The sequence below is a fragment of the Sorangium aterium genome, assembly GCF_028368935.1.
Taxonomy (GTDB): Bacteria; Myxococcota_A; Polyangia; order Polyangiales; family Polyangiaceae; genus Sorangium; species Sorangium atrum.
The window spans coordinates 1-13101 of the sequence record NZ_JAQNDK010000002.1 but is presented as its reverse complement, the minus strand read 5'-3'; the positions used below and the strand labels follow the sequence as shown (position 1 = coordinate 13101).

The window sequence follows — 13101 nt, the reverse complement described above, 5'->3', positions numbered from 1 at the left end:
CGGTCGCTCAGCCTTCGGGTGTCTTGTGATCGGTCTCCACGATCACGCTCTCGACGACATGGCCGAGCGCCGCGTCGGACGGGATGTCTTCGAGCAACATCGCGAGCGTGACCACGTAGTTGAGTGAGGGTTTCAGCTTCTGATCGAGCGCGTGCCAGAACTCGGGTTGGTTCTTCACCCCCTCTTTGGAGGCGATCACCGTCGGATAAGGAGGGATCTGCGTTGCGAGGCTGCCCTTCAGCACCGCCGCGGGGATCGTGGGGTGGCGGAGCAACAAGAGGAGCGCTTGGCTGAGCAGGCGGTGCTCCTCGAGCACCGCGTCGCTCGTGGAGGGGCTCCACGCCGTGATGCAGTACGCGCAGTCGATGCGAACCGGCGGCGCCAGGCGCGTGGCCCTCTTTTTATCGGCGCTGCGCGCGGTGATCGGCTCGTTGGTTCGTATCTCGCGGTTCTCTTGGATGTCGTACAGGTAGCAATTGAGCGTGAGGGTAGAGAGCCCCGCCCGCCACTGTGCGTCAGGCAGATCGAAGCTGATCTCCGCGTTCGCGAGCTGAGACCCAGTCGGTGCGCGCGCCGTGATCAGCTCACGGATCGTATCATCAAGATCGCGAATCATCGATGCTCATCACCCCCGCACATGTCGTGTGAGGCAAAGGTCGCTCGAAGAGGGCCGTACGGGCCCTCACACACGCGATGAACCTATGCGCGGCTCGCCGAAGACCTGATGAAGAGACGCGCGAATTTTCAGCTCCCCGGGGACGCGCAGCGCCCGGTGTCCCGACCCCTCATTTTTGTCCCCCCTGGAAGGGGGCATTGCAGTCCTACACGCGGCCCGCACCGGTTGCAAGAAAAAAAGAAAAAATGGAAATGCGAGCCAACGGGCTCCTTCCGCTTACTGGCGAGGCATCGTTTGTGGCCACGGTGACCGCGGCGCTCGGCTCCTCGTAATTGAAGCGATTCTTCCGCATTGCGCTCAGAGTGTAGATGGCCTGGCAGATTTGCAGGATTCGGACCACCAAGGTCCTCGGGAATGTGACCTCTCGCCGCAGAAGAATGACCGCGACGCCCGCGAAAACCTGACCCCGGGCGCCGCGAAGATCTGCGGCGGCCTCGGCTCGGAGCGCGTTCCTGCTCGACGCGGTCCGGACGCGCGTCTATCCATGCCGCCATGGAACGCTCGCCGCGCGTGCTCCGGTGCCAACTCGCCCTGACCGCCTCGCTCGCCCTCGCCTGCGCGTCGGGCTGTGGAAGGGATGTCGAGCGCAGCTCGCCGGAGCGCACGCCCGGCGCTGCTCAGGAAGGAAAAGCCATGTCGCTCTACGACTTCACCATGAAGACCATCGACGGACAGGACCGCTCCCTCGGCGACTACCGAGGCAAGGTGCTGCTCGTGGTGAACACCGCCTCCGAATGCGGCTATACGCCGCAGTACGCGGGGCTCGAGGAGCTCCATGATCGGCTCAAGGATCGCGGCTTCGCCGTCCTCGGCTTCCCCTCGAACGATTTCGGCGCGCAAGAGCCGGGGACCGACGCCGAGATCGCCGCCTTCTGCTCCACGAAGTACGGCGTCAGCTTTCCCATGTTCTCGAAGATCCCGGTCAAGGGGGGCGGCAAGCACCCCCTCTACGCCTTCCTCACGCAAGCCGCACCTGCCGGTGAGGTGAAGTGGAACTTCACCAAGTTCCTGATCGGCAAGGACGGGTCGGTGATCGCGCGGTTCGAATCGTCGGTGGCGCCGGACGACCCGAAGCTCACGCAGGCGATCGACAGGGCGCTCGGCGGCTGAGCAAGGCGGCGCCCGAGCCGCCGGACTGACGAGGCGGCCGTCAATTGCAGTCGAGGCACCTCCACTCGACCTGTCCAGACGCCGGGACCCCGAACCGCTGAGCGGTGTACTTCTCGATATCGATCAGGTACCCCGACGGCTGCGCGTTCCGCGTGCAACACCCGCTGCAATCGGAGTCGGAGCACATGTCATAGACCTTGACGTCGATCTCTTTGCCATTCTTTCGAAGGCGCAGGGTCTTGAGCTTGTACCTCTCGAAATCCTTCGAGTGCACCGCGGCGATGTTGTTCTCTCTGACCCAGCTCTCCGGCTGCTTTCCGTCGAGGGCCGCGAACTGGCCGGCCCACGTGCACCCGTTGTACTCGATGCACTCCTCGCTGCCGGGGTCGGGGTAAGACTCGAACTCCGTCAGGCTGGCCGTCTGCCACACAACGCCCGAGCCGCCACCACCACCACCGCCGCCGCCCGTCGTGCTGCCGCCCGTTCCCGTCGTGCTGCCGCCCGTTCCCGTCGTGCTGCCGCCCGTGCCCGTCGTGCTGCCGCCCGTGCCCGTCGTGCTGCCGCCCGTGCCCGTCGTGCTGCCACCGCCCGTGCCCGTGCTGCTGCTGCCGCCGCCCGTCGTGCTGCTACCGCCGCCCGTGCCTGTGGTGCTGCCGCCGCTCGTCGTGCTGCTGCCGCCCCCCGTCGTGCTGCCGCCGCTGGAGCAGCTGGTGTCGCGGAGCTCGATGCGGGACGGGCTGAACGAGGACGCCGAGTCGGTGGAAAAATTGAGTGTGAATGACGCGCCGCGAACGATGGACACGTTCGATGTCCTCGAATACGTGCATCGAGAGCCGGCTTGCGTGTGGGTCCAGCCCGGCTCGTGATGATCGCACGTGACACCGCTCGGCACGTCGAAGGCGACGATCGGCTTCTTCAGCGCGCTCGCGCCCGTGTTCTTGACCTTGATTGTCCCCCAGTACTCCGGGGCTCCTTCGTACGAGCTCGTCGTGACCGCATACGAACAGGCTGCAAGATTCTGGTCCAGCTCGCCCATGTCCTCGGCCCTGGAGCCCGTGTCGGCCGAGCACGCTGCGAAGCAGAAGGCTGCTCCCGCAGACGCGGACGCGAACGCCAGCTGAGCTGCCCGCAGACATCGGATTCGATCGATGCGCATACGGCGATCCTTTCCTGCGTCCATCGGCGACAGGCCATGATGTAATGACATGTCCTCCCCCCAGCGCCGGACACGTGTGATGGGTAGCACTGCCGCGCTGCGCTGTCGAGGAGACCATCGCGGTGTTCGCGCATGATCTGGGCCATCAGCACCTCCACGACCAGCGCCGGCTGAGCGAAGATGAAATCGTTCTTCTCTCCGTCCTCGTCTCCTCTCCTCTCCTCTGAACGAGGGACCGGACCCTACCCTGACGCGATGACCTGCAACCGCAGAGTCTTCACGGCTGTTTCTTGTGCTTGCCGACGACCTGCCCCCTGACTAGCTTCTCGACGTCGTCAGCGCACTCGTCAGCGCGCTCGTTGCGCTCGGCCATGCCGAGCGATGAATGAAACCAGGGAGCCCGCCCATGATCGAATCACCACGCCTGCAGATGATCGACGGTCGCTACATTCCGCAGCTCGGGCTCGGGGTGTATCAATCGGAGCCCGGCGCAGAGACCGAGGGCGCCGTCCTCGAAGCGCTGCGCCTCGGCTATCGCCATATCGACACCGCCCAGTTCTATGGCAACGAGGCGGACGTCGGCAGCGCGTTGCGCAAGAGCGGCCTCGGGCGCGACGCGGTGTTCGTCACGACCAAGATCGCGAATTTCAACCAGGGGCGCGACGCGGCGCTGCGCTCGCTCGAGCGCTCGCTCAAGGAAGCCGCGTTCGACGCCTACGATCTCGTGTTGATCCACTTTCCCGTCACCGGCAAGCGCGGCGACACCTGGCGCGCGCTCGTCGACGCGCAGAAGCGAGGCCTCGCAAAATCAATCGGCGTCAGCAACTACACAGTACGGCACCTCGAGGAGCTCCTCGGCGAGAGCGCGGTGGTGCCGGCGATCAACCAGGTCGAGCTCAGCCCCTTCCTCGGGCAGGCCGAGCTGCGCGCGTTCTGCGCAAAGCACCGGATCCTCGTGCAGGCGTACAGCCCGCTCACGCAGGGCGTGAAGCTCGGGCACAAGGACATCGTCTCCGCGGCGGCAAAGGCCGGGCGCACACCCGCGCAAGTGATGTTGCGGTGGGCCGTGCAGCACGGCTTGATCGTCCTGCCGAAGTCGGTCACGCCCGCGCGCATCGCCGAGAACGGCGCGATCTTCGACTTCGCGCTCGACGCCGACACGATGCGCACGCTCGACGGGCTCGATGTCGGCTTCCGCGCGAGCTGGGACCCGACGGACGTCCCCTGATCCACGCCGTCAACGAAGGACGCGCAGCGAAAGGCGATGCAATTCCGATTCCTACCGCCTACCCTCCTGGAAACGCGACGTTAGCCGCTCACGGACACGCCTTCGGGCGGACCACGGCGTAGACGAAATCGCCGAATCCAGTCGCCACGAACCCGCCGCCGGGGAGCAATGTGACTCCATTGATCCGGGCCGGCGTGCCAACATCACCTTCGTACTCCCAGCGCAGCTCCCCGTCGGTATCGACGGAGATCAGCCAGGTCCGCAGCGTTCCTCCGTCCGCTCCCCGCGTCGCCCCGCCGAGGTGCAAGAGCCCTGTGCTCGGATCGTGCGCGATGGCGTTCAGCTCGGTGTCGAGCTCAGGGTGATAGGTCCTGGCCCAGATCACCGTTCCGTCGGCGTCCAGCAGGATGACATGACTCTGACCGACGCTTATCGCAGCGATCGCGATACGGCCATCGGGCAGGGCCGCGATGTCCTGGGGCCACGCCCCGCCGACCTCCTCCAGCACACGGTCGAACACCGGCGCCGTCTGCTCGGTGCTGCGGACGACGCGCAGGTAACCGGCGTGCGCGGTCAGCTGAACCACGTCGCCTCCGGGCAGAAGCGCGGCCCCGCCCCGGCTCCAGGACTCCGGCATCGCGGAGCCGGGAGCGAGCGGCATGAACCGTTCGTGGACGATCTCGCCCGCGTCGTCCAGCCGCACCAGGCGCAGCCGAGGCGCGGCGCCCTCGGCCTCGCTGTCGTGGGTGGAGAGCACGTATCCCCCGGTCGGGTGCGGGAGCAGCTCGATGTCGACGTGCACGCTGAAGGTCGACGGTCCGAGCTGCCGGCTCTCCAGCAGCTGACCGGCTCCGTCGAGCCGACCGAGCCACAACCCCTCGCCGGAGGGAGACGTCGAATCAATCACCTGGCCCGCGACCATGAGGCCCCCGTCCTGGGTCTTCGCGCCGGTCTTCAGAAATCCGCCGGGCAGGGGGGTCGAGCTCCACACCACGTTGCCGGCCTCGTCGAGCTCCGCGACCCCTCCGTTCGCTGGTGCTCCAACCGCGATGAACCGTTCCCCATCCACCGGAAGAAGCCAGTCGGCGTCCATCCCCGAGGGCGCATAGAACGACACCTGCGTGCTTTCAACGCAGCTCTGCGGCTCGCCATCCACAGGGCCCGGCGGCTCGCTATTCACTGAGCCCGAGGAGTCGACATCTTCAGGGCCCGGTGGCTCGGCATCCTCGGAGTCCGGTGGCTCGGCATCCTCGGAGCCCGGTGGCTCGACAGCCACAGAGCCCGGTAGTTCGACCGTGACTTTGCCACAGCCCGCAATCATCGCGAGCACGACGAGGGAACCCGCAGCGAAACCAGTGTGTCCCGAGTTGGTCTTCATGAAGCGCCTCCTGCAACCAGCGTGCCCTACATTCAAGGATGGCATGAACCTCGATGACATTGAGCTGTTCTCAGCCAAAGCGCCCGGCGGGCGATCATGCCGGGCGCGCGAGCGGAGCAAGCCCCCGGTGAAGACTTTCTATGCGACGTCGCGAGGGGGCGGCGCACGGCGGGCCCGCCTGCGGCGCGCGCGGAGGAGCATCGCGAGCCCAGCGGCGACAGGCTGCCAGTCGGAGCTCGAGCCCGCCGCGCTGCAACCGCTGCTGGAAGGCGGGGTCGTGCTGGAATCGACGTCGCTCGCGCCGGCGCTTCCCGCGCTGGTAGCTCCGCCGTTGCCGGTTCCGGCGCCCCCCTCGCCAGCGTCAGCGCCTCCTGCGCCAGCGTTGGCGCCGCCATTGCCGGCGCCAGCGCCTCCTGCGCCGGGGCCGCCGTTGCCGGTGTCTCCAGCGCCGGCGCCTCCCTCGCCAGCGCCCGCGCCGCCGTTGCCAGCGCCTCCCTCGCCAGCGCCCGCGCCGCCGTTGCCAGCGCCTCCCTCGCCAGCGCCCGCGCCGCCGTTGCCAGCGCCTCCCTCGCCAGCGCCCGCGCCGCCGTTGCCAGCGCCGGCGCCTTCCTCGCCAGCACCGGCGCCGCCGTTGCCAGCGCCTCCTGCTCCAGCACCACCACCTCCAGCGCCAGCGCCCCCTGCACCAGCGTTAGCGCCGCCATTGCCTCCTGCTCCAGCGACGGCGCCCCCCTCGCCAGCGTTGGCACCGCCATTGCCGGCGCCAGCGCCTCCAGCGCCAGCGCCGGCGCCGCCCTCGCCACCGCCCCCCTCTCCAGCGCCGCACTCCGCGCTGCTCGATGGATCTCCGGCGCACACCCCGGCGTCGCAGGAATCGTCGAGCGTGCACGCGTCGCCGTCGTCACACGGGACGCCGTGGGCAGGCGTGCACACCCCGTCCACCGTGCCCCCCGCCGCGATGGAGCAGGCGATGCACTCAGCACCGCTGCACGGCGACGCGCAGCACACGCCGTCCACGCAGATCCCGCTTGCGCATCGTGCGGCGGTCGAGCAGGGCGCGCCGTTCATCAAGGGGTCGCTGGCATACACGACGGCGTTGTCCGTGCTGACGCCCTCGCGCGTCGACCAGAGCCACGTGTACCCGCCCGCCACGAGGACTCCGCCGTCATCGAGCGACGTGGCGGAGTGATAACCCCGCAGAGTTGGGATGCTGTCGCCCGGCGACCACGCGTTCGTTACCGGATCGTAGAGCTGGACTCGATCGTAGGTGTCGTGGGCGTGCTCCAGATAGAGCGAACTGCAGCTGGTCCCTCCCCAGGGGTCCGCATAGTAGATCGCCTCGATTCCTCCGCTGATCATGACCTGGCCGACGGGGAGCCGCGCCGCCGCCTCGCCGAGCACGCCGAGCCCGGTCACGTAGGTCCCGTCATCCCACGAGCCCGTCGCCGGCGTGTCGCCCCACTTGCCTGGCGCTGCGGTCCACGCGTCCACAGCAGGATCGTAGACCTCGGCGGCGCCTGCGAGGCCCGTGACGAGCACGCGTCCGTCGAGGAGCAGCGTCGCCGTCAGCCAGCGATTGCCGTCGCCGAGCGGCGCCGCGGCCGACCAGGTCGCTGTCGCCGGGTCGAAGATCTCGACGGCACCCGCGGCCGCGCCGTAGGTGCCGCCCGTGACCAGCACGCGCCCATCGAGCAGGCGCGTGGCCTGGTGAGCGGCGCGGGCATTCAGCATGGGGGGTCCCGGGGCCCACGTGTCGGTCGCCGCGTCGTAGATCTCGGTGCTCTCCGTCGCCGCAGACCCGGCCCTTCCTCCGGTGAGGAGGACCCGCCCGTCGTCGAGCAGCGTGGCCGTGGGTCTCGACCGCGACACCGATGGTGCCGAGGCCGCTCGCCATGCATCGAGCGCGTCATCGTAGATCTCGGCGCTCGTGCCTCCGGCCTCTTCGCCGATGACGAGCACCCTCCCGTCCGCGAGGCGTGTCGCGGTGTGAACGCCTTGCACAGCAGCCATCGGCGCCGCCGCAAGGAACGCGCCCGTCGCGGGATCGTAGATCTCCGCGCTGCCGAGCGGCGTCGTCGAGAAACTCGGATTGCAAGTGAACCCCTCGTCCACGCCCAGGAACCCCCCCGCGATGAGGACCCTGCCGTCCTCCAGCAAGGTCGCCGTGTGCTCGGCGCGCGACGTGATCATCCTCCCGGTCGCCACCCACAGCGGGTCCACCAGCACGGCCTCCTCCGGCGGGGCGTCAACCCAGAGCGAGAGCGTCGAGCCCTCGGCGTCGAGGCGCGTCGAGACCCTCCGGCCCCCGCGCGCGAAGGCCGACGGCGCCGTCACGGCGAGGCGCGCGACGCCGGCCTCGTCGGCGAGCTCGATCGCCGCGCCGCGCCGCCGCAGCGTCGCGCCCTGAACGGACCACGCGGCGACCGGCGCGTCCGGCCGGAAGGTGCCCGGCCGGAGGAGGAGCCACTCTTCGTATCCCCCGCGCGCCGCCGTCCAGAAGGAATACCCACCTTCGTGCGCATACGCGACGGCATCTCCGCCGGTGATCTTCTGAGTCCCCACGAGCCGTCCGGCGCCGAGCCCGCTGCGCTCGCGGACGCGCACGCGAAAGCCGTCCGGCAGCTCGATCCGGATCTCCTCGCTCCCGTGCTCGGGCAGGTGGACGACGAGCCCCCGCGCCGACGAGCCGCTGCCCGGCGCGGCCTCGCCGCGCGCCGTCGCCGCGGAATAGCCGAGCTCGCCGCGCGCCAGGGCGCCGTCGGCGGCGAGCACCAGCCCGGCCTGCTCCGGGAAGAGGGCGCGCAGCTCGGCCTCGGCGGGGTCGAGCTCGTCCTGCAGGCCGCTCGCGCAACCGGCGGAAAACACGGCGGCGGACGCCATGAGGCAGAGCCGGAGCGCGGTCGAGAGCCCCGCGCCGCGGCGGCGAGCCGGCGCGGCGCAGGGCAGCCGCAGCGCGCGCGCCGCGGGTTCGCGGGAGCGGGGCGGGCGCCACGCACCGCCAGGTGACGGGCCGCCGGTGAAAGACGGAGATGGTCGCTCGGCGGGCGTGGGGTCATCGAAGCGATGCATACGGCCGGTTCGATGCGCCCGCTCGGCCGGCATTCACGCCGGGCATCGGCTCGACGTCACTGCATGCTCCACGCGCGCGCCGGTCACGCGCTCGATCGCGGCGCCGCCGCACACGCGCTCAGCCGCTGCATGCATGCGTGAGGCCGGCCCGTAGGTTGACCTTCCGCCGCTCACGGGCACGCCTTCGGGCGGACCACCGCATAGACGAAATCGTGGAACCCGGCCGCCGCGAACCGACCGCCAGGGGGCGACGTGACTTCATTGATCCGGCTCGGCGTGCCAACCTCACCTTCGTACTTGCAGCGCACCTCCCCGTCGGTGTCGACGGAGAGCAGCCAGGTCCGCTGCGTTCCTCTGTCCGTTCCCCGCCTCGTCCCGCCGAGGTGCGCTCGCGAGGCACGCGAGCGGCGCGACGCAGGCGCCGCTACCGCCCGAGCTCACCGAGCGGGCGGCGACCCTCGGAATCTTCATGAGTCGCCTAGCAACAAGGCATCGGCGTTTCGACGACAACGCCGGTAGGCACGTAATCACCACAATTCAGCTGATGCTCGCTCCACTCACACGTCCGACAAACCTCACGCATGCGCATCACTTTACACGAGCACCATTTTGGATACCAGCCACACCACACCCATCCAGCCTGGCAACCTAGACCTGGTCCGCCAGTGTACCCACAGTCACCGTAAGAATCGGCTGACACGTAGCTTGCCGCATCGCCGCTCAGCTTGTCGGCCACACCCTGCTCCCCGACGCAAGGCTCTTGACGTTCGGAGTCCGAGAGGGGCTCCTGCGGCAGCTCGGGCGCCTCGTCTATCGACTGCACACCCTGAGCGCCGTAGATATCTTCTTGGGGCTCGCCGGACAGCTCTGTCTCCGGCTCGCCCGAGGCCACGCATCCAGCAGCAAGCAACGCGATGGCTCCGCAAACGCACTCATCAACGAAACTCGAACACATATTCTTCTCCCAAGCACTAGCCGCACCGCTTCAGCAGCTGCGCATCACGCCAGGAAGACGACCATGCGACGGCTCGGTCTCTTTCCTGGCAACGTCGCCGATCAACGCACCAAAAAGCGAATACACTCCACGTCAGCCTGCGATTTCCTGCTCTGGCATCGAGATGTCGCGGGGCTTGGCGCGGTCGAAAACCAACGTTCGCGAGAAGCAGCGCTGGGCGAGGGCACCGTCTAGCAGGTTCAGGGGCGGGGGTTTCCCGCAGGCATCCTGGGCGCCTCGGCACGCACGCATGCACGCCCCGAGGTGATGGTGTGGCGGAGCGACGGATGCGCACCAGACCATGCAGCCGACGAGCGGCGGACTGCTCCGCGGCCATCGGGCACCGTGGACAGGGCCGCGCGACCATCTATGTGCGGCATCTCCCGCCGTGTCAACACCCGCTCGATTACAACCGATTACAGCACCCCGCCCCTCCTCTCCTCGCCGGCTGCCTCTCCCTCGATGTCGCGCGAACGGCTCAGCGCAGCAGGATTCAGGCGCCTCAGCGCGCCAAACGACCTTGACAGCCACTCTCGATACGCAACCATCCTCCGGTACTTCTCAACCAGGAGGGATCCATGCCCCCGAGACGCATCGTCGCGAACACACTCGAATCCACGTCTTCCAAAGCCAGGTCGTCCAGCAGGACGCCGGTAGCAAAGGCGAAGCGCCCGGCCGCAACGCCCCACGACCCCACCACCGACGAGGCGCTCCTCGCGCTCGACCCGGGCTACGCGTCTGCCCCCGACATGCCCTCGGGCGTCGAGGAGCGCGAGCTCACCTCCCTGGCGCGCCTCGCGCACGCGCAGCGAGCGCGTCTGTCGAGGATCGGTATCACCTCCGACAAGGTGGATCTCCTCGCGCGCTTCGCGCGGCGCCTCGGCGCACTCGAGAAGGCATGGCAGAGGGCGCGCGGCGCCGTGACGCTCACGTCCGCGCAGCGCAAGCTCCGCGACGAGGCCGAGGCGCTCGACGCGAAGCTCGTGGCCGGCGGCCGGTGGGGCTGCCGCAACGACGAAGCCGCCCAGGCGGAGCTCTCGCGCATCGCCGACGGCTCAGGCCTGTCGGACACCATCCAGGACCTGCGCGATCTCGTCGATTTCTGGTCCGAGCACGAGGGATCGCTCGGGGTGACCGATATCACGACGAAGGATCTCGCGCGGGCCAAGGCGCTCGCCGATGCGCTCGAAGACGCCGCCGCCAACGAGGCCTCGGACGCGAGCGCCGCGCACGCGCTGGATCTGCGCAACCGTTGCTTCTGGGCCGCCGACGAGCTCGCCAAGGAGATCCGCGAAGGCGGCCGTTACGCCTTTCGCGACCAGCCCAAGATCGCGGCCAGGTTCGTGTCGCGCCACCGGACGACCCTGAGCCGGCGCTCCCGTCTGAAGGCCAAGAAGGCGAAGGTGGAAACCGCCCTGGAGCAAACAGCGCCGATCTGAGGCGCCTCCGCGCCCGTCCCGATTGCTCCCGCGCCCGTCCCGATCGCTCCCGCGCCCGTCCCGATCGCTCCCGCGCCCGTCCCGATCGCTCCCGCGCCCGATCCTCTCGCCAGGCGGCTCGCAGTCGCCATCGCGCGAGGCGCCTCACACCGTTGTGCCCTCATCGACTCCGCTCCGGCCTGCCCGCGACTGGCCTCCGCCGCGTGTTACAAGGCCGCGTGCACTTCACCATCTCGCACGAGCTCGACGCGCCCCTCGACGCCGTGGAGCTCGCCGTGCTCTCGCCGGACCTCGGGCCTCGGCTCGCCACGCGGGTCGCCTCCCTCGAGAGCGTCGTGACCGTCGAGCACGCGCTCCGCGACGGCGAGCTCCTCCGCGTCCTGCGCTTCCAGGCGAGCGCGCCGCTGCCGATCTTCCGGAGCTACCCCGTCGCGAAGGACGCCATGTCCTGGGAGGAGCGCTCGACCTACCGCCTCTCGGACCACGCCTCCACGTGGCAGGTCAGCCCGAAGGAGCAGTGGCGCAGCTACTTCCGCTCGGCGGGGACATACCGGCTCGAGCGCCTGCCCCAGGGCCGCACCCGCCGCCGCGTCGATGGCGACATCCAGATCCGGCTGAACCTGCTCGGCCCGCTCGTCGAGCGCCTCGCCCTCGCCGAGGTCCAGCGGACGTACGACGCGGAAGCGGATACGCTCCGGGAGCTCATCCGCGCATGAACAACCTACCCCGCCCCCAAAGCCCCGCCCGCTCCTCGCGCCCCGCCCGGCTGGGGCGGCTCGGAAGCATCACTCACCCCGCCAGCGTCGCCGCCGCGCTGCTCGGCCTGTGCGCGGGCCTCTGCGCGCTCGCCGGCGCCACGGCCGCGCACGCCGCGCCGGCCGACGGCCCCTCGCAGCCGCTCCCCGATCCTGGCAAGCCCGTCGCCAGCAGCGACGACACCTCGGCCATCGCGGTGAACCCCGCGAACCTCTCCTTCCTCCCGGGCACCGAGCTCCGGTGGACCTGGGTCCACACGGGCTCCGCCTCGCCGCTGCCCGCGCGTGGCCACTCGATCGCGCTCGGCGTGCCGCTCTGGTACGTGTCGACAGGCCTGCGGCTCGACTTCCTCGACCCGCCCGACGGCGCGCCGTCGCCGTTCGACAGCCCGTCGCGCTGGGTCCGCTGGGGGCTCGCCCTCGACACCGGCCCCACCTTCGCCTTCGGCACGACGCTCGGCTGGGGCAGCTCCGACGCGCCGGCGCTCGACGGGTACTTCTCGCTCACGAGCGGCGTCACGCTCCGGCCCTCCACCTGGCTCTCGCTCTCGGCCGTCGCGCGCGACTGGAACCGCCCCGAGAACCGCCTCCGCGAGGCCATCGAGCGCAGCTACGACTTCGGCGTCGCCGTGCGGCCCGCGGGCGGCAGGCGCGCGCTCGAGATCGGGCTCGAGACCTCCTACGTCGAGAACAGCGACCCCGACGAGAGCGGCGCCTGGACGCCCCGGGCGACCCTCGGCCTGCGCGTGCCCTACGTGGGCACGCTCCGGGGCGACGTGACGCTACGCGACCTCACGGCCGACGGCGGCCCGAAGATCGCCGCCATGGCCGGCCTCGACGTCAACGTCGACGAGCTCCAGGTCTCCGCCGGCGGCGTCTTCGGCAACGCCCTCACGAAGAGCGGCACCGGCTTCTACGCCGGCGTCGCGCTCCGCAGCTTCTCCGAGCGGGGCGTCCAGCTGCCGGCCCGCGTCGTCCGCGTCCGCCTCGACTCGACCCCGGGCGTGCGCAGGCACACGCGGCTCCTCCAGCAGCTCTGGCGCCTCGCCGAGGACCCGGAGGTCTCCGGCGTCGCCCTCGTGCTCCGCGCGGAGCCGGCCAGCTCGCTCGCCCACGCCGAGGAGGTCTCCGACGCGATCCGCAACCTGAGGAGCCACGGCAAGAAGGTCCTCTGCCACCTCGAGGACGCCGGCGGGCGCTCGCTCCACGTGTGCTCGAGCGCCGACGTCATCGCGATGAACCCCGCGGGCGGGCTGCGCTTCGCCGGCATGTCGTCGAGCTACTTCTACTTCGGTG

General features: G+C 69.6%; 9 protein-coding genes. 5 read left to right on the top strand and 4 right to left on the bottom strand.

Annotated features, from left to right (window positions below; genetic code table 11):
* Window positions 1–7: 7 nt before the first annotated feature.
* Window positions 8–616, bottom strand: a complete 609-nt coding sequence (locus tag POL72_RS14945) for a Pvc16 family protein (RefSeq protein ID WP_272095970.1) — start codon at window positions 614–616, stop codon at window positions 8–10.
* A 693-nt stretch (window positions 617–1309) separates the two neighbouring features.
* Between POL72_RS14945 and POL72_RS14940 the strand changes: the two genes are divergently transcribed.
* Window positions 1310–1786 carry a glutathione peroxidase gene (locus POL72_RS14940; protein ID WP_272095969.1) on the top strand — a complete coding sequence of 159 codons (477 nt, stop codon included), beginning with the start codon at window positions 1310–1312 and terminating at the stop codon, window positions 1784–1786.
* 40 nt (window positions 1787–1826) lie between these two features.
* Here POL72_RS14940 and POL72_RS14935 read toward each other — a convergent pair whose 3' ends face one another.
* A complete protein-coding gene (locus POL72_RS14935) occupies window positions 1827–2942 on the bottom strand; it encodes a hypothetical protein (RefSeq protein WP_272095968.1) in 1116 nt (371 codons plus the stop codon).
* Between the two features lie 406 nt (window positions 2943–3348).
* Here POL72_RS14935 and POL72_RS14930 point away from each other — a divergent pair, with 406 nt between their 5' ends.
* Window positions 3349–4170 (top strand): aldo/keto reductase, encoded by an 822-nt coding sequence (locus POL72_RS14930; protein ID WP_272095967.1) that lies wholly within the window; start codon window positions 3349–3351, stop codon window positions 4168–4170.
* Window positions 4171–4258: 88 nt separating this feature from the next.
* Here the strand turns inward: POL72_RS14930 and POL72_RS14925 are convergent, their stop codons facing one another.
* Both POL72_RS14925 and POL72_RS14920 read right to left on the bottom strand, forming a co-directional pair.
* Window positions 4259–5287: a hypothetical protein gene (locus POL72_RS14925; RefSeq protein WP_272095966.1), complete on the bottom strand. Its 1029-nt coding sequence runs from the start codon at window positions 5285–5287 to the stop codon at window positions 4259–4261.
* A gap of 399 nt (window positions 5288–5686) precedes the next feature.
* Window positions 5687–8413 carry a Kelch repeat-containing protein gene (locus POL72_RS14920; RefSeq protein WP_272095965.1) on the bottom strand — a complete coding sequence of 909 codons (2727 nt, stop codon included), beginning with the start codon at window positions 8411–8413 and terminating at the stop codon, window positions 5687–5689.
* 1776 nt (window positions 8414–10189) lie between these two features.
* Between POL72_RS14920 and POL72_RS14915 the strand changes: the two genes are divergently transcribed.
* From POL72_RS14915 to POL72_RS14905, 3 genes are all read left to right on the top strand, one after another.
* A complete protein-coding gene (locus POL72_RS14915) occupies window positions 10190–11050 on the top strand; it encodes a hypothetical protein (protein WP_272095964.1) in 861 nt (286 codons plus the stop codon).
* Window positions 11051–11268: 218 nt separating this feature from the next.
* A complete protein-coding gene (locus POL72_RS14910; RefSeq protein ID WP_272095963.1) occupies window positions 11269–11766 on the top strand; it encodes a DUF2505 domain-containing protein in 498 nt (165 codons plus the stop codon).
* Window positions 11763–13101 (top strand): Clp protease/crotonase-like domain-containing protein (locus POL72_RS14905; RefSeq protein ID WP_506377473.1); only part of this gene is annotated, 1339 nt, incomplete at its 3' end. The genes POL72_RS14910 and POL72_RS14905, both read left to right, overlap by 4 nt.

Coding starts and splice junctions, on each gene's coding strand:
- POL72_RS14915 (WP_272095964.1), top strand. CDS start 10,190: ATGCCCCCGAGACGCATCGTCGCGAACACACTCGAATCCACGTCTTCC.
- POL72_RS14935 (WP_272095968.1), bottom strand. CDS start 2,942: ATGCGCATCGATCGAATCCGATGTCTGCGGGCAGCTCAGCTGGCGTTC.
- POL72_RS14930 (WP_272095967.1), top strand. CDS start 3,349: ATGATCGAATCACCACGCCTGCAGATGATCGACGGTCGCTACATTCCG.
- POL72_RS14940 (WP_272095969.1), top strand. CDS start 1,310: ATGTCGCTCTACGACTTCACCATGAAGACCATCGACGGACAGGACCGC.
- POL72_RS14945 (WP_272095970.1), bottom strand. CDS start 616: ATGATTCGCGATCTTGATGATACGATCCGTGAGCTGATCACGGCGCGC.